Origin of the sequence: Pseudomonas sp. MYb327 (assembly GCF_040438925.1) — a bacterium.
In the GTDB taxonomy this organism is placed as follows: Bacteria; Pseudomonadota; Gammaproteobacteria; order Pseudomonadales; family Pseudomonadaceae; genus Aquipseudomonas.
The window spans coordinates 4,845,145-4,868,523 of sequence record NZ_CP159258.1 but is presented as its reverse complement, the minus strand read 5'-3'; the positions used below and the strand labels follow the sequence as shown (position 1 = coordinate 4,868,523).

Annotated in this window: 16 protein-coding genes; 13 read left to right on the top strand and 3 right to left on the bottom strand. The window is 59.2% G+C overall.

The window, feature by feature from the left end; all coding sequences use genetic code 11:
* The first annotated feature begins 132 nt into the window (after positions 1-132).
* Together thiI and typA are read left to right on the top strand one after the other, a co-directional pair.
* Positions 133-1,587, top strand: a complete 1,455-nt coding sequence (thiI, locus tag ABVN21_RS21860; RefSeq protein ID WP_339553563.1) for a tRNA uracil 4-sulfurtransferase ThiI — start codon at positions 133-135, stop codon at positions 1,585-1,587.
* 139 nt (positions 1,588-1,726) lie between these two features.
* Positions 1,727-3,547 carry a translational GTPase TypA gene (gene typA, locus ABVN21_RS21855; protein WP_339553562.1) on the top strand — a complete coding sequence of 607 codons (1,821 nt, stop codon included), beginning with the start codon at positions 1,727-1,729 and terminating at the stop codon, positions 3,545-3,547.
* Between the two features lie 215 nt (positions 3,548-3,762).
* On the opposite strand, the gene ABVN21_RS21850 is transcribed toward typA, so the two are convergent.
* On the bottom strand, positions 3,763-4,200 hold the full coding sequence (locus ABVN21_RS21850; protein ID WP_339553561.1) for a YkgJ family cysteine cluster protein: 438 nt from the start codon (positions 4,198-4,200) through the stop codon (positions 3,763-3,765).
* 257 nt (positions 4,201-4,457) lie between these two features.
* Between ABVN21_RS21850 and ABVN21_RS21845 the strand changes: the two genes are divergently transcribed.
* The 5 genes from ABVN21_RS21845 (at position 4,458) to ABVN21_RS21825 (ending at position 13,513) form a co-directional block, all read left to right on the top strand.
* Positions 4,458-6,908, top strand: coding sequence for a glycogen/starch/alpha-glucan phosphorylase (locus ABVN21_RS21845; protein ID WP_339553560.1), 2,451 nt, complete (start codon positions 4,458-4,460; stop codon positions 6,906-6,908).
* 148 nt (positions 6,909-7,056) lie between these two features.
* Complete coding sequence (locus tag ABVN21_RS21840; protein ID WP_339553559.1) at positions 7,057-10,263, top strand: DUF2339 domain-containing protein; 3,207 nt, start codon at positions 7,057-7,059, stop codon at positions 10,261-10,263.
* Positions 10,260-11,630 carry a DUF3999 domain-containing protein gene (locus tag ABVN21_RS21835; protein ID WP_339553558.1) on the top strand — a complete coding sequence of 457 codons (1,371 nt, stop codon included), beginning with the start codon at positions 10,260-10,262 and terminating at the stop codon, positions 11,628-11,630. The genes ABVN21_RS21840 and ABVN21_RS21835 overlap by 4 nt, the downstream gene beginning before the upstream one ends.
* A gap of 266 nt (positions 11,631-11,896) precedes the next feature.
* Positions 11,897-12,907: a class 1 fructose-bisphosphatase gene (locus ABVN21_RS21830; protein WP_223503431.1), complete on the top strand. Its 1,011-nt coding sequence runs from the start codon at positions 11,897-11,899 to the stop codon at positions 12,905-12,907.
* A 3-nt stretch (positions 12,908-12,910) separates the two neighbouring features.
* Positions 12,911-13,513, top strand: coding sequence for a DUF924 family protein (locus tag ABVN21_RS21825; protein WP_339553557.1), 603 nt, complete (start codon positions 12,911-12,913; stop codon positions 13,511-13,513).
* Between the two features lie 116 nt (positions 13,514-13,629).
* On the opposite strand, the gene ABVN21_RS21820 is transcribed toward ABVN21_RS21825, so the two are convergent.
* The gene (locus ABVN21_RS21820) at positions 13,630-15,522 is read right to left on the bottom strand and encodes a methyl-accepting chemotaxis protein (protein ID WP_339553556.1); all 1,893 of its coding nucleotides are present in this window, start codon (positions 15,520-15,522) and stop codon (positions 13,630-13,632) included.
* A gap of 281 nt (positions 15,523-15,803) precedes the next feature.
* Between ABVN21_RS21820 and ABVN21_RS21815 the strand changes: the two genes are divergently transcribed.
* Both ABVN21_RS21815 and ABVN21_RS21810 read left to right on the top strand, forming a co-directional pair.
* Positions 15,804-16,058, top strand: a complete 255-nt coding sequence (locus ABVN21_RS21815) for a hypothetical protein (protein ID WP_339553555.1) — start codon at positions 15,804-15,806, stop codon at positions 16,056-16,058.
* Between the two features lie 30 nt (positions 16,059-16,088).
* Positions 16,089-16,658 (top strand): lipocalin family protein, encoded by a 570-nt coding sequence (locus tag ABVN21_RS21810; RefSeq protein ID WP_339553554.1) that lies wholly within the window; start codon positions 16,089-16,091, stop codon positions 16,656-16,658.
* Positions 16,659-16,773: 115 nt separating this feature from the next.
* Here ABVN21_RS21810 and ABVN21_RS21805 read toward each other — a convergent pair whose 3' ends face one another.
* Positions 16,774-18,138: a formimidoylglutamate deiminase gene (locus ABVN21_RS21805; RefSeq protein WP_339553553.1), complete on the bottom strand. Its 1,365-nt coding sequence runs from the start codon at positions 18,136-18,138 to the stop codon at positions 16,774-16,776.
* A gap of 146 nt (positions 18,139-18,284) precedes the next feature.
* On the opposite strand from ABVN21_RS21805, the gene hutC reads away from it, so the two are divergent.
* From hutC to ABVN21_RS21785, 4 genes are all read left to right on the top strand, one after another.
* Entirely contained in the window at positions 18,285-18,995 is a 711-nt protein-coding gene (gene hutC / locus ABVN21_RS21800; protein WP_162135916.1) for a histidine utilization repressor, read from the top strand.
* Positions 18,992-19,561 carry a HutD family protein gene (locus ABVN21_RS21795; protein ID WP_339553552.1) on the top strand — a complete coding sequence of 190 codons (570 nt, stop codon included), beginning with the start codon at positions 18,992-18,994 and terminating at the stop codon, positions 19,559-19,561. The genes hutC and ABVN21_RS21795 overlap by 4 nt, the downstream gene beginning before the upstream one ends.
* Before the next feature lie 516 nt (positions 19,562-20,077).
* On the top strand, positions 20,078-21,745 hold the full coding sequence (hutU, locus tag ABVN21_RS21790) for a urocanate hydratase (RefSeq protein WP_339553551.1): 1,668 nt from the start codon (positions 20,078-20,080) through the stop codon (positions 21,743-21,745).
* A gap of 135 nt (positions 21,746-21,880) precedes the next feature.
* Positions 21,881-23,353, top strand: a complete 1,473-nt coding sequence (locus tag ABVN21_RS21785) for a cytosine permease (RefSeq protein WP_339553550.1) — start codon at positions 21,881-21,883, stop codon at positions 23,351-23,353.
* Positions 23,354-23,379: the final 26 nt, after the last annotated feature.

Below are 23,379 nucleotides of genomic sequence, written 5' to 3'. Positions count from 1 at the left end.
TGGCGTTAAAAACGCAAAGTGATCCGTTTTGGTGCATGCAAAACCTTCTGCACATTAACTGGTTAAACCTTGAGCAATTTCCGCTATAATCCGCGCCCCCCTTTTTCGGCTGGCCCAGCGCGCGCTGTTTTCATGAAACTAATCGTAAAAGTCTTTCCCGAGATCACCATCAAGAGCCGCCCGGTACGGATGCGTTTCATCCGTCAGTTGGCCAAGAACATCCGTGCCGTGCTCCGCGATCTGGACCCGGCTGTGGTGGTGAACGGCGTGTGGGACAACCTCGAGCTGGAAACCCGCATCAGCGATCCCAAGGCGTTGAAAGAGATGGGCGATCGTCTGAGCTGTATGCCGGGCGTCGCGCACTTCCTGCAAATCGATGAATACCCGCTGGGCGATTTCGACGACATAGTCGAGAAGTGCAAACAGCACTACGGTGATGCACTGGCCGGGAAAATTTTTTCGGTACGCTGCAAGCGCGCCGGCAAGCACCCATTCAGCTCGATAGACATCGAGAAATACGTCGGCAGCCAGTTGCGTCGTCAGTGCGGTGCCGCCGGGATTGACCTGAAAAAGCCTGAAATCGAAGTTCGCATCGAAGTTCGCGACCAACGGTTGTTCGTCATCCACAGCCAGCACAACGGCATCGGCGGTTATCCGCTGGGAGCCCTGGAGCAGACGCTTGTGTTGATGTCCGGCGGCTTCGATTCCACCGTCGCGGCCTACCAGATCATGCGCCGTGGCCTGATGGCCCATTTCTGCTTCTTTAACTTGGGCGGACGGGCCCACGAGCTGGGCGTGATGGAAGTTGCGCACTTCATCTGGAAGAAGTACGGCAGCTCCCAACGCGTGCTATTTGTCAGTGTGCCGTTCGAGGAAGTGCTCGGAGAAATTCTCGGCAAAGTCGATAACAGTCATATGGGCGTAGTATTGAAGCGTATGATGTTGCGCGCTGCGTCCCAAATCGCCGATCGACTGCACATTGATGCGCTGGTGACTGGTGAGGCGATCTCCCAGGTTTCGAGCCAGACATTGCCGAACCTGTCCGTGATCGACTGCGTGACCGACAAGCTGGTGCTGCGTCCGCTGATCGCCAGCCACAAGCAGGACATTATCGATACGGCCAACGAAATCGGCACCGCCGACTTCGCCAAGCACATGCCGGAATACTGCGGGGTCATTTCGGTGAACCCCAAGACCGCTGCAAAACGCCATCGCGTGGAGCACGAAGAGAAAGAATTCGACATGGCAGTCCTTGAGCGTGCGCTCGAGAACGCCAAATTGGTACCGATCGATCGCGTGATCGATGAACTGGGCCAGGACGTACAGATTGAAGAAGTCAGCGATGCGCTGGCCGGTCAGATCGTTATCGACATCCGTCACCCGGATGCCGCTGAAGATGACCCGCTGGAGCTCGCTGGTATCGAGGTACAGACGATGCCGTTTTATGCACTGAACGCTCGTTTCAAGGAACTGGACCCTACTCGCCAGTACCTGCTGTATTGCGACAAAGGCGTGATGAGTCGCCTGCATGCCCACCATTTGCTCAGTGAGGGGCATGCCAATGTGCGCGTTTATCGACCGAGCTAAGTGCCCGGGGCTGTTTGCCTGTGGCCTGCGTCACCGGCCCCCCGATGCCACCGTCAAGCTGTAACGGCTTTTACGGACGCTACTGTTAATCGCTGCCAAGACTTGTCAGCACACCGAATCCTCTGATCGAGATACACAAGTGATCGAAAATCTACGCAACATCGCCATCATTGCTCACGTTGACCATGGTAAAACCACCCTGGTAGACAAACTCCTGCGTCAATCCGGCACCCTGGAGCGCAACGAGCTCAACGACGAGCGCGTGATGGACTCCAACGACCAGGAAAAAGAGCGCGGTATTACCATTCTGGCTAAAAACACCGCCATCAACTGGAACGGCTACCACATCAACATCGTGGACACCCCGGGCCACGCCGACTTCGGCGGCGAAGTTGAACGCGTAATGTCGATGGTTGACTCCGTTCTGCTGCTGGTTGACGCTCAAGACGGCCCTATGCCGCAAACCCGTTTCGTGACCAAGAAGGCTTTCGAAGCCGGCCTGCGTCCAATCGTGTGCATCAACAAGGTTGACCGTCCAGGCGCGCGTCCGGACTGGGTTCTGGACCAGATCTTCGACCTGTTCGACAACCTGGGTGCCACCGAAGAACAACTGGACTTCAAAGTCGTCTACGCCTCGGCCCTGAACGGTATTGCCGGTCTGGACCACAATGAAATGGCTGAAGACATGACCCCGCTGTACCAGTCGATCGTCGACAACGTACCAGCGCCGGCTGTTGACCGTGACGGTCCGTTCCAGATGCAGATCTCCGCACTGGACTACAACAGCTTCCTGGGTGTTATCGGTGTTGGCCGTATCGCCCGTGGTCGCATCAAGCCGAACTCCCCGGTTGTCGCTATCGGCGCCGACGGCAAGAAGCGTAACGGTCGTATCCTGAAGCTGATGGGTCACCACGGTCTGCACCGTGTAGACGTTGACGAAGCCGCTGCAGGCGACATCGTGTGCATCAGCGGTATGGACTCGCTGTTCATCTCCGACACCCTGTGCCACCCGGACACCGTTGAAGCGATGAAGCCGTTGACCGTTGACGAGCCAACCGTTTCCATGACCTTCCAGGTAAACGACTCGCCATTCTGCGGTAAAGAAGGCAAGTTCGTGACTTCCCGTAACATCAAGGAACGTCTGGACAAAGAGCTGCTGTACAACGTTGCACTGCGCGTTGAAGAAGGCGACTCGGCTGACAAGTTCAAGGTTTCCGGCCGTGGTGAGCTGCACCTCTCGGTACTGATCGAAACCATGCGTCGCGAAGGCTTCGAAATGGCTGTAGGCCGTCCGGAAGTGATCATCCGTCTGGTTGACGGCGTGAAGCATGAACCGTACGAAAACGTCACCATCGACCTGCCAGAAGAATCCCAAGGCAAGGTGATGGAAGAGATGGGCCTGCGTAAAGGCGACCTGACCAACATGGTGCCGGATGGCAAGGGCCGTGTACGTCTGGAATACAACATCCCTGCTCGTGGTCTGATCGGTTTCCGTAACCAGTTCCTGACCCTGACCAACGGCGCTGGCATCCTGACCTCGATCTTCGACCGTTACGACGTGATGAAGTCGGGCGACATGTCCGGCCGTCAGAACGGCGTTCTGGTTTCGGTTGAAACCGGCAAGGCACTGACCTACTCCCTGGAAACCCTGCAGGCGCGTGGCAAGCTGTTCGTAGAACACGGTCAGGAAATCTACAACGGTCAAATCGTTGGCCTGAACAGCCGTGACAACGACCTGGGCGTTAACCCTACCAAGGGCAAGAAGCTCGACAACATGCGTGCTTCGGGTAAAGACGAAACCATCGCTCTGGTTCCACCTGTTCGCTTCACCCTGGAACAGGCTCTGGAATTCATCCAGGACGACGAGCTGTGTGAAGTGACTCCTAAGTCCATCCGTCTTCGCAAGAAGATCCTGGACGAAAGCGAGCGTACCCGCGCTGCCAAGAAAGCCAAGGCATAAGATTTAGCCCGGCTGAATGAAAACGCCCCCGGTCGAAAGGCCGGGGGCGTTTTTGTTTGTCTGCGATTTGTGTGGCGTTTTTGCTGGCCCCATCGCCGGCAAGCCGGCTCCTACAGGGTTTAGAGGCGTACATAAAATCTGCGTACGACAACAATCACTGTAGGCGCTGGCTTGCCAGCGATGAGGCCGTTCAGCCGCCGCAAATTACAGGGGTATCAGAACCGCTCGATCGACCGCGAACTCTGCTCGCGCACCACTTCCTTCGGCTTATAAGCGCAATACCCCGGCCGCGGGCCGATTTTAGGGTGGTTGCGGCATGTGTCGGGGCGCTTTTCATAAATAGTGCACAGACGGCTCTTACGATCCAGGTACAGGCAATCGTTGTTGCTCATGCGCTGGAGGGTGAAGATTCCTGACTTCTGGTTGAAGCGCTCGACCAGGCCTTCCTTTTGCAACCGCTTGGCGATGTTCTTCGGCGGATCACCCATCTCGAACTCATCGACCACCCCGATGCGGATCAGATCCTTGATTTTGACCTCGACCGGCAGCGTGCAGCAGCTGGACATGCAAGAGCCGCACATCGGGGCAGAATATTTTGCCCAGGTATCGAGGCGGTCGATCTCCGCAGCGGCGATCAGGTTCGGCTTCATCATCGGTTGTTACCAGCGTGTGCATCAGGGCGCGCGATCATACCGGGACTGGTGGATTTTTGAACAACCTTTCGCCAGATTTTTTTCACCACCGCCCAGCGACACCGCTAATCCGGCACGGCACCTGCATTGAATCAAGTACACGACAATGGATTGCCGATCCAATTCGCACTAACGGGAAAAACTGCCGAACCGGAGCCTCTACCGCCTGTCAGACCGTCTAGGCTCAGACAACTCAAAGCTCGCTCGAGGTCTTATCGATGACTCAAGAACCACTTGTTCGCGAAGCAGAGGTGGCCGCATTCCGCGACGCCGTCTTGACCAAACTCACCTACGCGGTGGGCAAAGACCCGGATCACGCCTTCGACCACGACTGGTTCGAGGCCATTGCGCTGGCAGCGCGCGATCACATGGTCGAGCACTGGATGGACCACACGCGGCAGATTTACCGAAAAGGCCAGAAGCGCGTTTATTACCTCTCTCTGGAATTCCTCATCGGCCGGTTGCTCTATGACAGCTTGAGCAACCTTGGCCTGCTCGATGTAGCACGCGAGGCTCTGACCGAACTTGGGGTCGACCTGGAACGCATCCGCCTGCTGGAGCCCGATGCGGCGCTGGGCAACGGCGGTCTCGGTCGTCTGGCGGCGTGCTTCATGGAAAGCATGTCGACTCTGGGCATTGCCGGGCACGGTTACGGCATTCGTTACGAACACGGTTTGTTCCGCCAGGCCATCGTTGACGGTTGGCAGCAGGAGCAGACCGAGCACTGGCTGGATTTCGGCAACCCGTGGGAATTCGAGCGGCCGGAAGTGGTTTACCCGATCGGCTTTGGCGGCAGCGTCGAAACCGTGACCGATGAAAGCGGCAAGTCCAAGCAAGTCTGGCATCCGGCGGAAACCGTGCGGGCGATTGCCTACGACACGCCAGTGGTCGGTTGGCGCGGCGCGAGTGTGAACACACTGCGCCTGTGGCGTGCCCGGGCCATGGAAGATTTGCACCTGGAGCGCTTCAACGCCGGCGACCACTTGGGCGCGGTTGCCGAAGTGGCCCGGGCCGAAAGTATCTCCCGCGTCCTGTACCCGGCGGACAGCACCGAAGCCGGACAGGAACTGCGCCTGCGGCAGGAGTATTTCTTCGTCGCCGCGTCCCTGCAGGATTTACTGCGCCGCCATCGCAACATGCACACCTCGGTGCTGACCTTGGGCGATCACGCGGCGATTCAGCTGAACGATACTCACCCGTCGATAGCCGTGGCCGAGCTGATGCGGCAATTGGTCGATGTCTATGATGTGGCGTGGGACGCCGCGTGGCAGGTCACGGTCGACACGCTGTCCTACACCAACCACACGCTGCTGCCCGAAGCACTGGAAACCTGGCCGGTCGGTTTGATGGAGCGCATGTTGCCGCGGCACATGCAGATCATCTATTTGATCAACGCCCAACACATTGACTCGCTACGCGCCAAAGGCATCCACGACTTCGACGTGCTGCGCGCGGTGTCGCTGATCGAAGAAGACAACGGCCGCCGTGTGCGCATGGGCAACCTGGCATTCCTGGGTTCCCATAGCGTCAATGGTGTGTCCGGGTTGCACACGCAACTGATGCGCAAAACCGTGTTCTCCGAACTGCACAAACTCTATCCGGAGCGGATCAACAATAAGACCAACGGCATCACTTTCCGCCGCTGGCTGTACCAGGCGAACTCGGAACTGACTTCGATGCTGGTCGATGCCCTCGGCCCGGACCTGCTGGATAATCCGGAAGCTCGCTTGCTCGATCTTGAACCATTCGCCGAGAAGACCGCGTTCCGCAAGGCCTTCGCCGAGCAACGCCTGCACAGCAAAAAAGCCCTGGCGTACATCATTCACGAGCGCCTCGGGGTCGCGGTCAACCCGGCGGCGATGTTTGATGTGCAGGTCAAACGGATCCACGAATACAAGCGACAGCTGCTCAACCTGATGCACACCGTAGCGCTTTACCAAGCCATTCGCGCCGAGCCGGAAATCGACTGGGTGCCGCGGGTAAAAATCTTTGCCGGCAAGGCTGCCGCGAGTTATCACCAGGCCAAGCTGATCATCAAACTGACCAACGACATCGCCCGGGTGGTGAACAACGACCCGACGGTGCGCGGCTTGCTGAAAGTGGTGTTCCTGCCCAACTACAACGTCAGCCTGGCGGAGAGCATTATTCCGGCGGCGGATTTGTCCGAGCAGATTTCCACCGCAGGCTTCGAAGCTTCGGGCACCAGCAACATGAAGTTCGGCCTCAACGGTGCGTTGACCATCGGGACACTGGACGGCGCCAACGTGGAAATGTGCGAGCGCATCGGCGCGGAACACATGTTCATTTTCGGCCTCAGCGCGCAGCAGGTTGAAGCACGCAAACAGAACCATGAGTTCAGCGCGGTGCCGGACATTGCCGCGTCCCATCGACTTAATGACGTACTGCAAGCGATTCGCGGCGGGGTGTTCTCGCCGGATGACCCGTCTCGTTATGCCGGGCTCATCGATTCGCTGGTGGACTACGACCGCTTCCTGGTCTGCGCCGATTTCGACTCCTACTGGAATGCGCAAATGCGCGTCGAAGCCCATTGGCACAATTCGAACGAATGGTGGCGTTCGGCGGTGTTGAACACGGCGCGGATGGGTTGGTTCTCGTCGGACCGGACGATTCGCGAGTACGCCACGGATATCTGGAAGGCGCTGGGGTAACTTTTCAATCGGGTCGATATACTGGCGGCCGCAAAAAATCGCAGCCTTCGGCAGCGCCTACATTGATCGTGTAGGCGCTGCAGGAGGCTGCGATCTTATTGGAGCTGGCTACGCTAATCTTTCCGGATAGCGCTTAGGGATATCGACCATGCAATGGATGTTGATGCTGATCGGCCTCGTGCTGGGCTGGATACTTGACGAGTCATTCAGTGATGCGCTGCTGGGGGCGCTGCTCGGGTTGGGGATCGGCCAGGCCATTCGCATCGGTCGTCTGGACTCCCAGGCTGTGGAGCAGCGTCGTTTGCTGCAACAGGCGCAAGTAGCGCTGCATGCGGTCGAGCAACGGCTGGCCGTGCTGGAGGTATCCGGTATCAGCGCACCGCAAACCGCCGAAGCTGTTATCACAGATACCGCTCAAAACCCTGACATTGTCGAAGCCCCGGAACTGATCTGGGAACTGCCGCCCGAACTCGATCCCGGTATTACCACCGAAGCCAACCGTCCGCTCCCCGTGGATGCCTGGAAGTCTGTTGCCCCTGACCCGCAACAACGTGCCACCCCTCGCGCACCTAATCTCATTGAGCGGGCCATTAGCGGCGCCCGTGCGTGGCTGTTGGGTGGCAACACAGTGCTACGGGTCGGCGTGGTGCTGTTGTTCCTGGGTTTGGCCTTTCTGTTGCGCTACGCCACCGAAGGTGTGGTGATACCGATCGAGTTGCGCTACGCCGGCGTCGCGGCAGCAGCGCTGGGGTTACTGGGCTTGGGCTGGTGGCTGAGGGCCCGCAACGGCCAGTACGCCTTGATCCTGCAAGGCGCCGGCATCGCCGTGTTGTATCTGACGGTGTTCGGCGCGATGCGCTTGCACCCGTTGCTCGATCCCACGGCGGCGTTTGGCCTGCTGGTGGCGGTCACAGTGTTCTCGGCGATTCTCGCCGTCACCCAGAATTCCCTGGGGCTGGCCGCCGCTGCTGCGCTGGGTGGTTTCGCCGCGCCCATCCTGGTGTCCACCGGGGCCGGTAGCCACGTCGCGCTGTTCAGTTACTTCGCTTTGCTCAATGCCGGCATCTTTGCGATTGCCTGGTTCAAGGCCTGGCGTTTGCTGAATGTGATCGGCTTCGTCGGCACCTTCAGTATTGGTTTCGCCTGGGCCATGCGTTCTTACACGGCGGATTTGCTCTGGAGCACCGAGCCGTTTCTGATTCTGTTCTTCTTGATGTACCTGGCCATCGGTTTGTTATTCGCACGGCGCAAGTTACGTGAATTGTCCGATGTGCCCGAAGACGACAGCCGTGAGGGGCTGCTGCGCTGGTCGGCACGCCAAGGTGATTACGTTGACGGTACGTTGCTGTTCGGACCACCGCTGGTAGGTTTCGGCTTGCAGTTCGCGCTGGTCCAGCATCTGGAATTCGCCGCCGCCTTCAGCGCCTTGGCGCTGGGCATTATCTACATGGGCCTGGCTCGACTACTCATGGGTGGAAAGGCTCTGCTTCTGGCGGAAACCTGCCTGGCGTTGGGCGTGATCTTTACCAGTCTGGCGATCCCGTTGGGCCTTGATGCGCGCTGGACGACAGCAGCCTGGGCAGTGGAAGGTGCGGGGATTTTCTGGCTCGGCCTGCGTCAGCAACGGCCGTTGGCGCGGGCCTTTGCCTTGTTGCTGCAACTGGGTTCGGCGCTGATGTTTCTCAGCGAATTGCGCAACGCACAAAGCAGTCTGATCAGCGGCGCTCCCTTGGGTGCATTGTTGCTGGGTTGCGCCCTGTTGTTCAGTTTCTACCAATTGCATAAAGCGTTGCCCGGGCAGACGAAACCCTGGGAACGTAAAGGATTGCCGGTGCTGGCCTGTCTCGGTCTGACGTTCCTCTACCTGTTGGCGCCGCTGTTTTTCTTCATCGATGGCACAGTAATCAGCTGGGCATTGGCCGGGTTGGCAACGTTATTTATCAGCCTGCGACTGCCTTCGCGCACGTTTTTGTTCACCGCGTTTGCCGTGCAATTGCTCGGTGGCGTTTTATTCCTGGTGGCAGGGCCGGATCTGTTCGATTCGCTGCCCGGCGACGCGTTGCGGCCGTTGACCCATGCCGGGTTCTGGACGCCGTTGATGTTGGGATTGGTCGCGTTTGTCGGGGCCTGGCGTTTGCACTTGGACAATCCGCCCAAGGCGTTCGATGGCCTGGCTCTACAGCGTTTCTCTCAAGTGTTGCTGGTGTGGGGCGCAGGCTGGTGGGCGCTGGCGTGGGTTACCGAGGTATTGCGCTTTGCCCCGCTGAATCTGCAAGCCACGCTGCTGCTCGCCGTCGCTGCCTTGAGTGTTGCGACGTGGACGGTGCTGGCGTTGCGGCTGAAATGGCCATCGCTGGCGCTGCTCTGCACCGTACTGATACCAGCGGCCGGCCTGATATTGCTCGGCGCTTGGCATTCGCGTTATCACCCGGCGGCTGACGTCGGCTGGTTGATGTGGACGTCGGTCTTCGCCGTGCATTTCATTTCGCTGCGCCGTTTGGCGCCGATGCTGCCGACGTGGGCGCTGAGCGCCGCGCACGTGCTCGGCTGCTGGTTGTTGATTGGGGTGCTGGCGCTTGAATTGCGCTATGGCCTGCTGCTGATGTCCGAGCAGTACAACGCCTGGCGCTGGCTGGGTTGGGCGCTTCTGCCGAGCCTGTATCTGGTGCTGATGGCTTCCCCGCGTGCCTGGCCCTGGCCGGTGTCGGCTTATGCCCGGGAGTACCGGGTATTCGCCGCTGCGCCTTTGACCTTGCTGATGTTGGGCTGGTTCTGGCTGGCCAACATTGTCAGCGACGGAGCCGCCGAACCGCTGCCATATGTGCCGCTGCTCAATCCGCTGGAGCTGGGTTTGTTGTTTGCGTTGTTCGGCGTCTACGTCTGGTCACGTAGCGCCGTGCCGCAACTGCCGATCCGCAAGGATTACACCGCCCACGCCACGCAAATGATCGCCAGCGCCTCGTTGTTCATGTTCTTCACGGTCGTGGTCATGCGCACGGCGCATCACTGGAGCGGTGTGCCGTTCGAGTGGGATGCGTTACTCGACTCGATGTTGGTGCAGGCTGGTCTGTCGATCGTCTGGACCTTGATGGCCTTGAGCTTGATGATCGGCGGTTATCTGCGGCATCGCCGCGAAGTCTGGCTGGTCGGCGCCGCGCTGATTGGCGTGGTGGTGGCCAAACTGTTCTTTGTCGAATTGAGTAACCGCGGCGGGCTGGCGCGGATCGTCTCGTTTATCGGCGTTGGCGTGTTACTGCTGGTGGTCGGCTATTTTGCGCCGTTGCCACCCAAACGCGTCGAAACGGCGCCGGATGCGGAAAAACCGGCTCCGGAACCTGAAGGAGTGTCGTCTTGAGTCAGAAGCTGAACTTTGGCTGGTTGGGCGTTGTTGCAATGGGTGTGGCGCTGGCAGCGGCTGCTCAGGAGAAACTGGCGGACTTCGCCACGCAAGTGCCGTTGTCGGTCAGCGGTGAGGGCCCGTGGTATCGCCTCGAACTGCCCATGGCCATGCAACTGAATGCGCGCCAGACCGACCTGAGCGATGTGCGCGTGTTCAATGCCGCCGGTGAACCGCAGGCTTACGCTTTAGCCCGGGAATCCGCGCAAATCGACGACAACCGCACGCTGACCGACGTCAAATGGTTTCCGCTGTACAACTCGGCGGACGCCACCGAACGCGCACCAAGCGTGCGCGTGCAATCGAACGCCAATGGATCGCTGGTCGAAGTGCAACCCTCCAGCCCACTGGAGGCCGGCGAAGAAGAGTTACGTGGCTGGTTGCTCGACGCCAGCTCGATCAAGGCGCCGTTGCAGCAGTTGATAATCGACTGGACCAGCGAACGTGACGGTTTTCAGCGTTTCAGCATTGAGGCCAGTGACGATTTGCAGCAGTGGCAATCCTGGGGCGAAGGGCAGGTGGCGCGTTTGACCTTTGCCGACGAGCGCGTTGAACAACATGAAGTTGGCTTGCCGGGGCAATCGGCGCGCTATTTGCGATTGCTGTGGAACACGCCGCACACGGCGCCGATCCTCACGTCGGCGCAACTGCAAAGCGCTAATCCTCGCAGCTTGCCGCAGCCGTTGGTCTGGTCGCAAGCGCTGGCCGGCAGCAGCGGGAAGGCCGGTGAATACACCTGGCAATTACCGATGGGGCTGAACGTCGAGCGGGTGCGGGTCGAGTTGAGCCAGCCCAACAGCCTGGCGCCGGTAATCTTGTCCGGTCGCCGCGATAGCAGTTTGCCGTGGCGGCCGCTGAACAGTGGTTTGCTCTATCGCCTGACCCAGAGCGGTCAGGACGTGGTGCAGAACGAATTGCGGTTGTCGGGGCAAACCGTTCAGCAGCTGAAACTGGTCGTGGATGAGCGCGGCGGTGGGCTTGGGGCGCAAGCACCCACGATGGAATTTGCCGTGCGCGCGACGCAGTTGGTGTTTCTGGCGCGGGGCCCGGGGCCTTACACGCTGGCGCTAGGCAGTTCGACGGTGAAGGCGGCGAACCTGCCATTGGCGACGCTGATTCCGGATTACAACGCCGCGAAGCTGGCGACGTTCGGTTGGGCTTCGGTGGATGGCGGGGCAGCGGTAACTCCGGCTGTTTCGTCAGTGCCGGCGGAGGTTGGCACCGACTGGAAGAAATTTGGCTTGTGGGCGGTGTTGCTGGTCAGTGTTTTGTTCCTGGCGGTAATGGCGTTCAGTTTGCTGCGCAAACCACCAACCAACACTTGAGAATGGCTGGCGCTGCGCGCCAGATTGCTGGCAAGCCCGCTCCTACAAGTCTAAATCTACAAGCTGGATTGCCTGCGATAGCGGTCGATCAGTCGATAGAAATGCTGATATGACCGCTACATTTCAGCTCACATCCGGACCGTTTCGATCTACGCTAAACCCCGCGCATGAACTCTCTTCAGCCGATCACGTCTGATAGGAGGAAATACGCCCCGACTCGCGTTAAACTGCGCGGGTTTTTAGCCCCCCATTCTCCGGAGCCTTCCATGTCCCGCGTTACCTTGAGTCGCTATTTGATTGAGCAGACCCGCAGCAACAATACTCCTGCCGATCTGCGCTTCCTGATCGAAGTGGTGGCGCGTGCTTGCAAGGAGATCAACCACGCCGTGTCCAAAGGCGCCCTCGGCGGCGTTCTGGGCAGCATGGGCACTGAAAACGTTCAGGGCGAAGTGCAGAAGAAACTCGACGTGATCTCCAACGAGATCCTGCTCGAAGCCAACGAATGGGGCGGTCACCTGGCCGGCATGGCGTCCGAAGAAATGGACAATGCCTACCAGATCCCGGGGAAATACCCGAAAGGCGCGTACCTGCTGGTATTCGACCCGCTGGACGGTTCGTCGAACATCGACATCAACGCCCCGGTTGGCACCATTTTCTCGGTACTGCGTTGCCCGAACGAATACCTGAGCCAGAACGAACCCCTGAACGAAAAAGCCTTCCTGCAGCCAGGCACCCAGCAAGTGGCCGCCGGTTACGCGATCTATGGTCCCCAAACCATGTTGATCCTGACCTTGGGCGACGGCGTGAAAGGCTTCACCCTGGACCGTGAAATGGGCAGTTTCGTACTGACCCACGAAAACATCACCATTCCTGAATCCACCCAGGAATTCGCCATCAATGCCTCCAACCAGCGTCACTGGGAAGCACCGGTACAACGTTACGTCAGCGAACTGCTGGCAGGCGACGAAGGTCCGCTGAAAAAGAACTACAACATGCGTTGGGTCGCCGCGATGGTGGCGGACGTGCACCGCATCCTGACCCGTGGCGGTCTTTTCATGTACCCACGCGACAGCCGCGAACCTTCCAAACCGGGCAAACTGCGCCTGATGTACGAAGCCAACCCGATGTCGTTCCTGGTGGAACAAGCGGGCGGTGCGTCCACCGATGGTCACCAGCGCATTCTCGACATCCAGCCTGACGGCCTGCACCAGCGCGTGGCGGTGTTCCTTGGTTCGAAAGAAGAAGTTGCACGCGTCACGGCTTACCACAAGGAATAATCCATGACCGAGCCCTGGCAGCCGTTGCTTGAATGGTGGTTCGGTAACTCCGAATCAGCGAAAGAAGTGGCGGCGCAGAAGGGCAAGTTGTGGTTCGGCAAGCGTGACAGCCAGGACCTCGAGGCGCGCGAGCGTTTCGGGGACCAGGTCGAACAGGCACTGGCCGGCGGAATGACCGAGTGGGCGCAATGCCCCGAAGGTTGGCTGGCGTTGGTGCTGTTGCTCGATCAACTCCCGCGAATGATCTTTCGCGACACTCCCAAGACTTATTCCGGTGATACAAGGGCGCAGGCACTGGTCGCCCAAGGCATCGCTGCGGATTTCGATCGGCAGTTGCGGCCCATTCAGCGAGTGTTCATTTTGCTGGTGTTCGAGCATTGCGAAAATCTGGCAGTGCAGGACGAAGGCGTCTCGCGGTACATCGAATTGGTGGCGCAGCAACCCGAGGCTGATCGGGCGTTATTTGCCGATTACCTGGATTTCGCCGAGCGGCATCAGAAAGTGATCGCGCAGTTTGGGCGGTTTCCGCACAGGAATGCGGTGTTGGGCAGGGCATCTACGGCTGAGGAACTCGAGTTTCTTTTGCAGCCTGGCTCAAGGTTCTAATTTTTCGTTGTTGCTGGTGCCGCCTTCGCTGGCAAGCCAGCTCCTACAGTGATCAGCGGTGCGACAAAGATCTCTGTATGAGCTGGCTTGCCAGCGAAGAGGCCGGTGAGAGCGCCTTAGATCCGGAAACTACCCACCAACTGCTTCAACCGCGCCGCCTGCTGCTCAAGATCAGCACACGCGCGCAATGTCGACTGCAAGTTCTCCACGCCTTCCTGGTTCAGCGTGTTGATCTCGGTGATGTCGACGTTGATCGATTCCACCACCGCCGTCTGCTCTTCTGTCGCCGTCGCCACGGACTGGTTCATTCCGTCGATCTCGCCGATGCGCTGGGTCACGCTGCCCAGGCGTTCACCGGCCTGGTTGGCGATGCCGACGCTGCTTTCACTCTGGCGCTGGCTGTCGGTCATGGTGCTCACGGCTTCCCGGGCGCCGACTTGCAGCTCTTCGATCATCTTCTGCACTTGCTGCGCCGAGTCCTGGGTGCGGTGGGCAAGATTGCGTACTTCGTCGGCGACCACGGCAAAACCGCGTCCCGCTTCACCGGCACGCGCCGCTTCGATGGCGGCGTTGAGCGCCAGGAGGTTGGTCTGCTGGGAGATGCTGGTGATCACTTCCAGAATCTGCCCGATGTTGACGGTGTTGCTGTTGAGCGTCTCGATGTTGCCGCACGAATCGCTGATCTTCGCCGAGAGCTGGTGCATCGCCGAAATCGTCTTGTCCACAACCTGCTGACCGTCTTCGGCCAAGGCGCGGGCATCGCTTGAGTGCTGAGAGGCGAGGGCGGCGTTCTGGGCGATTTCCTGGGCGGCGGCGCCGAGCTGGTTGATCGCCGCAGCGACGCTGCTGGTGCGCGAAGCTTGCTGGTCGGAGTTGAACATCGACGAGTTCGAAGCGGCCACTACACGTAACGCCACTTCGTTGACCTGGCCGGTGGCCGAGGACACTTCGATGATCGAGGTGTGAATCCGCTCGACGAAACGGTTGAATGACAGCCCCAGCGCGCCGAATTCGTCGTGGCCGTGAATAGTCAGGCGTTTGGTCAGGTCACCTTCGCCTTCGGCGATGTCGTGCATGGCGCGGCCCATGGTCAGCAATGGCTGCATCAGGAAGCTGATCAGCATGCCCAGCAACGCAATGATGATCACCACCGCAATGACCATGGCGATGACCGCAGAGGTGCGGAATTCGCTGAGCATCGAGAAGGCGGTGTCCTGGTCAAGCACCAGGGCTACGTACCAATCCGCCGACGGCACGCCGTTGACGTGGGTGAAGGAGATGAACTGGCGTTTGTCGTCGAGCTCGACTTCTTTCAGGCCCGGGCTGACTTTGGGTGCGCCGTTAGGGTAGGCGTCGGCCAGGTTCTTGAGCACCAGTTTGCTGTCCGGGTGGATCAGGATCTTGCCGTCGGCGCTGACGATGAAGGCGTGACCGTGGCCGCCGAAGTTCAGCGAGTTGATGATCGCACTGACGCTGGACAGGTCGATGTCTGCCCCGGCGACACCGATCATTTGGCCTTGGCGTTGCACGGGTGTGGCCACTGTGATCACCAGTTTGCCGGACGAGGCGGCGATGTACGGCTCGGTGACGATGGTCTGTTGTGCGCTGTTGGCCGCCTTGTACCAGCCACGGGCGCGCGGGTCGTAATCCGCCGCGCGATTGCCCGCCGGGACGGAGAACATCACGCCATCGGCGCCACCGAAGTAGCTCAACTGGAAATTGCCGGTGTAGGCGGGCAGGTCGATGATTCGCTTCAGGCTGGCGGTGGCATTGCCATCGGCGCTGACCTGTTGGGCCATCGATTGCAGTAACTGCATGCGGCTTTCCAGCCAGGTCTGGATGTTGCTGGTGGTCAGGCTGCCGAGTTCCTGCATCGACGCTTCGGTGCTGGTACGCAACGTCTGACGCTGGCGATAGTCGTTGAACAGGATGAAACAAGCGAATGCAACCGCCACCACGAGGGCGGCAGCCAACAAGATCTTGTGGCTGAACTTCATGTTTCTGGTCATTAAATGAGCTACCGCGGAAAGACTGGACGACAGAGGGTGGCAATCGCCACGGACGTGGGCATTGCGCTGCCATTTATGTCGACTGGGCGGCGCCAAAGATTAGGCGCTTTTAGTGAAAACCGACGAAATGACCGATAGCCGAACAAAGTGGCTGATTTTCCGGCAAAAGGCAGACGGGCGGCCTGACAAATAGCCGGTCGGCCAGGGAACCAGACAGGGGTTTTCTCTTCTAAGGTTCAGCTTGGCAGCCATGCCAATCCCTTCACCCTCGGAGTTACACCATGTCGCTGCGTTCCATCGCCCTGCTTTCGTTCTGCGTTTTGTTGGCTGCGTGCAGCAAGGTCAATCAGGAAAATTACTCGAAGCTTTCGTCCGGTATGGCCAAGACCGAGGTTGAAACCTTGCTCGGCAAACCGACCGACTGTTCGGGCGCGCTCGGCATGTCCAGTTGCACTTGGGGCGACAAGAACAGCTTTATCAGCGTGCAGTATGCCGGTGACAAAGTGCTGATGTTTTCCGGCCAAGGCCTGAAGTAAACCGGGGCTACGCGCCCACGGAGAAGAACAATGAAGCGGTTATTGATAATGCTTTTTGCCGGCCTGGTATTGGCCGGCTGTGCCACTTCTGGCCACGATGCGTTGGCACCCAAGACGGCCAACAGCGTCAATCTCAAGCGCTACCAGGGCACCTGGTACGAGTTGGCGCGAATGCCGATGTACTTCCAGCGCGATTGCGCGCAATCCGAAGCGCACTACACGCTCAAGCCTGACGGTAACGTGTCGGTATTGAACCGCTGCCTGACGGCGCAATGGCAGTGGGAAGAGGTCAAGGGCACGGCTTATCCGCAGGTGCCGGGCAAGTTCGACAAATTGTGGGTCGAGTTCGATACCTGGTTTTCGAGGCTGATTCCGGGCGTGGCGAAGGGCGAGTACTGGGTTCTTTACGTCAGCGATGACTACAAGACGGCTATCGTCGGTGATCCGAGTCGCAAATATTTGTGGCTGTTGTCGCGCACACCGAAGGTCAATGGCGTGGTGCGTGAAGAGTTGCTGAGCAAGGCGCGTCAGCAAGGTTATGACACTACGCGGCTTATCTGGCGGGCGTCGGATACGCAGATGGCCAAGACCTCGAACTGATCATCCATACCCTGTAGGAGCCGGCTTGAACTGGCGATGAAGCCGTCAGATTCAACATCTATGTTGCCTGAAGGACCGCCATCGCTGGCAAGCCAGCTCCTACAAGGGTTTTGTATCAGCCCAGGAGTTCGCGCAAAACCTGGGTGAAGGCACGATTACTTTCTTCCTCCCCGGCATGCCGCCCATCACGCACGACCCACTGGCCGTTCACCAGTACATCCCGCACCTGCCGATCGCCGCCGGCAAACAGCCAACGGTTCAGAATCCCGTCACCGCTCGCCGTCGCCAGGTACGGATCGTTGCCGTCCAGCACCAGCCAATCCGCACGCTTGCCGACCTCCAGTGCACCAATCGGCTGACCCAGCGCTTGCGCGCCACCATCCAATGCGGCATCAAACAGCGTCCGGCCAACCATCGGCTGATCCGCGCCATACAAACGGTTACGCCGCTGATCGCGTAGTCGCTGGCCGTATTCCAGCCAGCGCAATTCTTCCACCACGCTGAGTGACACATGGCTGTCGGACCCGATGCCCATGCGCCCACCTTGTGCGAGGAAATCCACCGCCGGGAAAATCCCGTCGCCGAGGTTGGCTTCGGTGGTCAGGCACAGCCCGGCGATGGCGCGACTTTTGGCCATCAGCGTGACTTCTTCCGGGTTGGCGTGGGTCGCGTGGACCAGGCACCAGCGCTGGTCGACTTCGGCGTTTTCGTACAGCCATTGCAGTGGACGGCGGCCGCTCCAGTTCAGGCAGTCGTCGACTTCTTTCTGCTGCTCGGCGATATGAATGTGCACCGGGCATTGCTTGTCGCTGGCGGCCAGGACTTCGCTGATCTGCTGCGGCGTGACCGCGCGCAACGAGTGGAAACACAAACCGAGGGACTGCGCCGGTTGCTGCGCGAGGATCGGTTGCAAGCGCGATTGCAGCTTGAGGTAGTTTTCGGTGCTGTTGATGAAGCGCCGCTGACCTTCGTTCGGGGCCTGGCCACCGAATCCGGAGTGGCTGTAGAGCACCGGCAGCAAGGTCAAACCAATACCGGCAGAACTGGCGGCCTGGCTGATGCGCAGCGCCAGTTCGGCCGGATCGGTGTACGGCTGGCCGTTACTGTCGTGATGCACGTAGTGAAATTCCGCCACCGAGGTGTAACCGGCCTTGAGCATTTCAATGTAGAGCTGATGGGCAATAACGCCGAGTTGTTCCGGGCTGATTTTTCCGACGAGGCGATACATCAAATCGCGCCAGGTCCAGAAACTGTCATTCGGATTGCCCGCGACTTCCGCGAGGCCCGCCATGGCGCGCTGGAATGCATGAGAGTGCAAATTCGGCATGCCCGGCAGCAGCGGACCGCTCAGCCGTTCGGCGCCATCTGCGTGGGAATCGGCCTGGATATGGGTCAACACGCCATCGGCGCTGACCTCAAGACGTACATTGTTGGCCCATCCACTAGGCAGCAGCGCGCGTTCAGCAAAGAAGGCGGACATGGTTCAGCACCCCATCGTGTGTTATTTGTATATACATATACAGACGTTTGCCTGCTCGGTAAACTCCGGCAAGCTAGCAACATCAACCAAACGACCAAGGATTAACCGTGCCGACTCCGCCTCCAGTCTCTCCGTTGGCCGCGAACATGGGCGACAGTCCGGCGCCCTTGTACGCTCGCGTCAAACAGATGATCACCCAGCAAATCGACAGTGGAAACTGGCCGCCGCATTACCGCGTGCCGTCGGAAAGCGAGCTGGTCAGCCAATTGGGTTTCAGCCGCATGACCATCAACCGCGCCCTGCGCGAGATGACTGCCGACGGTCTACTGGTACGCATGCAAGGCGTCGGCACGTTCGTCGCCGAGCCGAAAAGCCAGTCCGCGCTGTTTGAAGTGCACAACATCGCCGACGAAATCGCTTCCCGTGGTCATCGCCATACCTGCAAGGTGATCACCCTTGAAGAAGAGGCTGCCGGTTCCGAGCGCGCGCTGGCCCTCGACATGCGCGAAGGTCAGAAGGTGTTCCATTCGCTGATCGTGCATTTCGAAAACGATATTCCGGTGCAAATCGAAGACCGATTTGTGAATGCGCTGGTGGCACCGGACTACCTCAAGCAAGACTTCACTTTGCAAACGCCGTATGCCTACTTGAACCAGGTCGCGCCTCTGACTGAAGGCGAGCACGTGGTCGAGGCGATCCTCGCCGAGCCGTCTGAATGCAAATTGCTGCAAATTGAAAAAGGCGAGCCGTGCCTGCTGATCCGTCGCCGCACCTGGTCCGGCCGCCAGCCGGTGACCGCCGCTCGCTTGATCCACCCTGGTTCCCGTCATCGTCTGGAAGGTCGCTTTCATAAATGAGTAGTCTGAAAGTTTTACGCGCCAAAGATTACCCGCGCATGCCGTGGAAAAACGGTGGCGGCAGCACCGAAGAAATCACCCGCGACGCCGGCACCGGTCTGGACGGGTTCGGCTGGCGTCTATCCATTGCCGACATTGGTGAGTCGGGTGGTTTTTCCACCTTTGCCGGATACGAGCGGATCATCACCGTGTTGCAGGGTGACGGCATGGCCTTGTCGGTGGACGGTCAAGTCACGCGGCCGTTGTTACCGATCGATCCGTTTGCCTTCAGTGGCGAAAGCAAGGTCTCCTGCACACTGCTCGGTGGGCCGATCCGCGATTTCAACCTGATCTATGCGCCGCAACGTTACAGCGCGCGGTTGCAATGGTTGAGTGGTGAGCAGCGGTTTTTCAGTGAGGCTGGGACTGTGCTGGTGTTCAGCGTCGATGAAACGCTTGAGGTGAAAGTGGGTAATAGTGCCCAGCAATTGGGTCGCCATGACTGCTTGCAGCTCGACGGTAATACCGGCCTTCTGGAAGTCTCCAGCAGCGGCGTCTGCTGTGTGATCGAACTGGCTGCACGCTAATCTAACTATTCACACAATCCTGTGCCGAGGGAGCTTGCTCCCGCTCGGCGGCGAAGCCGTCGTAAATCCTGCTTGTCGGATCCGCCTGGCACAGCTGGGTTGAATTGGTTTAGGGCTGCTTCGCACCCCAGCGGGAACAAGCGTCCTCGCCACAACAAAGATCCGCTTCCTGTTCCTCAAAGCGCACCAGTTTGTTACCGAACGCCCCAGCGTGGCGCAAAACCATGCTCAAGTAACAATCAACACCTCCTCAATAAATCCCCTCGCAAAAAATTTCATCTACGCCAAAACCCCTGATTCAGGCTCTCTCCAGCCATTTCAGATTTTTTCTTGAATACCCATCCAACAAGTTGGCCGCTTGATTGCATATGCTTGTATGTACAAGTAAAGACGTATGCGTATGAGTCACGAGGACTCAACCGTCGTCCACTGATTCGCCGGTGTGCACTGATGCCCATCGGCTTGCTCGCCCACTGCCTGGGTTGGTTTTGGATTGATTGCTGAGGAGTTCTTTTCGTGACTAAATTTCGTGACGTTGAAATCCGCGCTGCCCGCGGTAACAAGCTGACCGCCAAGAGCTGGCTGACTGAAGCGCCGCTGCGCATGCTGATGAACAACCTCGACCCGGAAGTCGCCGAGAACCCTAAAGAACTGGTGGTTTACGGTGGTATCGGGCGTGCGGCACGTAACTGGGAATGCTACGACAAGATCGTCGAGAGCCTGACCAACCTGAACGACGACGAGACCCTGCTGGTGCAATCCGGCAAGCCGGTCGGCGTGTTCAAGACCCACACCAACGCCCCGCGAGTGCTGATCGCCAACTCCAACCTGGTGCCACACTGGGCGAGCTGGGAGCACTTCAACGAACTCGACGCCAAAGGCCTGGCCATGTACGGCCAGATGACCGCCGGTAGCTGGATCTATATCGGCAGCCAGGGCATCGTCCAGGGTACCTACGAAACCTTCGTCGAAGCCGGTCGCCAACACTACAACGATGACCTGAAAGGCAAGTGGGTACTGACCGCTGGCCTGGGCGGCATGGGCGGTGCCCAGCCTCTGGCCGCGACCCTGGCCGGCGCTTGCTCGCTGAACATCGAATGCCAGCAAGTGAGCATCGATTTCCGCCTGAAAAGCCGCTACGTCGACGAGCAAGCCACTGACCTCGACGATGCGCTGGCTCGCATTGCCAAATACACTTCCGAAGGCAAGGCGATTTCCATCGCGCTGCTGGGCAACGCGGCAGAAATCCTGCCGGAACTGGTCAAGCGCGGCGTACGCCCGGACATGGTCACCGACCAGACCAGCGCCCACGACCCACTCAACGGTTACCTGCCGGCCGGCTGGACCTGGGATCAATACCGCGAACGCGCCAAGACTGAACCCGCCGCTGTGATCAAAGCCGCCAAGCAATCGATGGCCGTGCACGTCAAAGCGATGCTCGAGTTCCAGAAAATGGGCGTGCCGACCTTCGACTACGGCAACAACATCCGTCAGATGGCCCAGGAAGAAGGCGTGGAAAACGCATTCGACTTCCCAGGCTTCGTACCGGCTTACATTCGTCCGCTGTTCTGCCGCGGCATCGGCCCGTTCCGTTGGGCTGCGCTGTCGGGCAACGCTGAAGACATCTACAAGACTGACGCCAAGGTCAAGGAACTGATCCCGGACGACGCGCACCTGCACAACTGGTTGGACATGGCTCGCGAACGCATCAGCTTCCAGGGTTTGCCGGCGCGTATCTGCTGGGTTGGTCTGGGCCTGCGCGCCAAGCTCGGTCTGGCGTTCAACGAAATGGTGCGCAGCGGCGAGCTGTCGGCGCCAATCGTGATCGGTCGCGACCACTTGGACTCCGGTTCGGTTGCCAGCCCGAACCGTGAAACCGAATCCATGCAGGACGGTTCCGACGCTGTCTCCGACTGGCCACTGCTCAACGCTCTGCTGAACACCGCGAGCGGCGCGACCTGGGTTTCCCTGCACCACGGCGGCGGCGTCGGCATGGGCTTCTCCCAGCACTCGGGCATGGTGATCGTCTGCGACGGTACTGACGAAGCGGCCGAGCGTATTGCTCGAGTACTGCACAACGACCCGGCTACTGGTGTCATGCGTCACGCCGATGCGGGTTATCAGATCGCGATCGACTGCGCCAAGGAACAAGGGCTGAACCTGCCGATGATTACCGGTAAATAAAGCAATAACCCAACCTGTAGGAGCCGGCTTGCTGGCGATTCAGACACCACGGTGTGTCAGGCAAAACGCCATCGCCAGCAAGCCGGCTCCTACAGGGATTGCCAACCCAGAATAACAATCCACAGAGGTTGAACCATGGCTGTTAACAGCGAACGTGCAGGCAACAAACCGTTGATCGAAAAACGTTCGATCGACTACATCCCGGAGGCGGAAAGACACGGTCGTCTGTTCAGTCAGTTCACCCTGTGGATGGGTGCCAACCTGCAAATCACCGCGATTGTCACCGGGGCCCTGGCCGTGGTGCTGGGCGGTGATGTGTTCTGGTCATTGATCGGTTTGTTGATCGGTCAACTGCTGGGCGGTGGCGTGATGGCGCTGCATGCCGCGCAAGGTCCCAAACTTGGCCTGCCGCAGATGATTTCCAGCCGCGTGCAGTTCGGCGTTTATGGCGCGGCCATCCCGATCGTGCTGGTGTGTCTGATGTACCTGGGTTTCACCGCAACGGGAACCGTGCTTTCCGGCCAGGCGCTGGGCCAGTTGTTTGGCGTCAGCGACAGCGTCGGCATTCTGATTTTCGCCATTGTCATCGTGCTGGTGACGGTGCTCGGTTATCGGGTGATCCATTGGATCGGCCGAGTCGCCAGTGTCGTTGGCGTGATTGCCTTTGTTTATCTGTTCAGCCGATTGATGAGCCAGGTTGACGTTGGTGCGCTGTTGCAAATCCGCCACTTCAGCTGGAGCAGTTTCTTGCTTGCGGTGTCGCTCGCGGCGTCCTGGCAGATCGCCTTCGGCCCTTATGTGGCTGACTACTCTCGTTACCTGCCTAGCAAGGTTTCTTCGGTGAAAACCTTTTTCGCCGCTGGCGCGGGTTCGGTCATTGGCGCACAAGTGGCGATGATCCTCGGCGTGTTTGCCGCCGCTTCGGCCAACGGCCAGTTCGCCGGCCACGAAGTCGCCTACATCGTCGGTCTGGGCGGTACCGGTGCCACCGCTGCGCTGCTGTACTTCAGCATCGCGTTCGGCAAGGTCACCATCTCCACGCTGAACTCCTACGGCAGTTTCATGTGCATTGCGACCATCATCAGCGGTTTCCGTGGTGAGCTGAAAGTCACGCGCTTGCAGCGTCTGGCCTTCGTGTTGGTCATTGTCGGTGCAGCGACCCTGATGGCGTTGCTCGGCCAGCACTCGTTCCTCGGTGCGTTCAAGTCCTTCATCCTGTTTTTGCTGGCGTTCTTCACGCCATGGAGCGCAATCAACCTGGTGGACTACTACTGCATCACACGCGAGCGCTATGACGTGCCGGCGCTGGCCGATCCGAATGGCCGCTACGGCCGTTGGAACGCCCTCGGTATCAGCGTCTATGTTTTCGGAGTGCTGGTGCAGCTGCCGTTCATCTCCACCAAGTTCTACACCGGTCCGCTGGTGGCAGTGCTGGGTGATGTGGATATTTCCTGGATCATCGGTCTGGTGATTCCCGCAGCCCTGTATTACGTGTGTGCGAAAAAATGGCACGGCAGCGTGCCCGATCAAATGATTCTGCCGGTCGAGCAGGGCAGCGTTGTACAACCAAAAACAAGCGGGGCCGGTCGCGCTGCGGCGCAGGCCTGATTGGACGTGGACAGGGCTGGATGCCT

Bases quoted from the DNA above. Each gene is read 5' to 3' on its own strand.
- thiI (WP_339553563.1), top strand. From the start codon at position 133: ATGAAACTAATCGTAAAAGTCTTTCCCGAGATCACCATCAAGAGCCGC.
- ABVN21_RS21850 (WP_339553561.1), bottom strand. From the start codon at position 4,200: ATGATGAAGCCGAACCTGATCGCCGCTGCGGAGATCGACCGCCTCGAT.
- ABVN21_RS21845 (WP_339553560.1), top strand. From the start codon at position 4,458: ATGACTCAAGAACCACTTGTTCGCGAAGCAGAGGTGGCCGCATTCCGC.
- ABVN21_RS21840 (WP_339553559.1), top strand. From the start codon at position 7,057: ATGCAATGGATGTTGATGCTGATCGGCCTCGTGCTGGGCTGGATACTT.
- ABVN21_RS21830 (WP_223503431.1), top strand. From the start codon at position 11,897: ATGTCCCGCGTTACCTTGAGTCGCTATTTGATTGAGCAGACCCGCAGC.
- ABVN21_RS21825 (WP_339553557.1), top strand. From the start codon at position 12,911: ATGACCGAGCCCTGGCAGCCGTTGCTTGAATGGTGGTTCGGTAACTCC.
- ABVN21_RS21820 (WP_339553556.1), bottom strand. From the start codon at position 15,522: ATGACCAGAAACATGAAGTTCAGCCACAAGATCTTGTTGGCTGCCGCC.
- ABVN21_RS21815 (WP_339553555.1), top strand. From the start codon at position 15,804: ATGTCGCTGCGTTCCATCGCCCTGCTTTCGTTCTGCGTTTTGTTGGCT.
- ABVN21_RS21810 (WP_339553554.1), top strand. From the start codon at position 16,089: ATGAAGCGGTTATTGATAATGCTTTTTGCCGGCCTGGTATTGGCCGGC.
- ABVN21_RS21805 (WP_339553553.1), bottom strand. From the start codon at position 18,138: ATGTCCGCCTTCTTTGCTGAACGCGCGCTGCTGCCTAGTGGATGGGCC.
- hutC (WP_162135916.1), top strand. From the start codon at position 18,285: ATGGGCGACAGTCCGGCGCCCTTGTACGCTCGCGTCAAACAGATGATC.
- ABVN21_RS21795 (WP_339553552.1), top strand. From the start codon at position 18,992: ATGAGTAGTCTGAAAGTTTTACGCGCCAAAGATTACCCGCGCATGCCG.
- ABVN21_RS21785 (WP_339553550.1), top strand. From the start codon at position 21,881: ATGGCTGTTAACAGCGAACGTGCAGGCAACAAACCGTTGATCGAAAAA.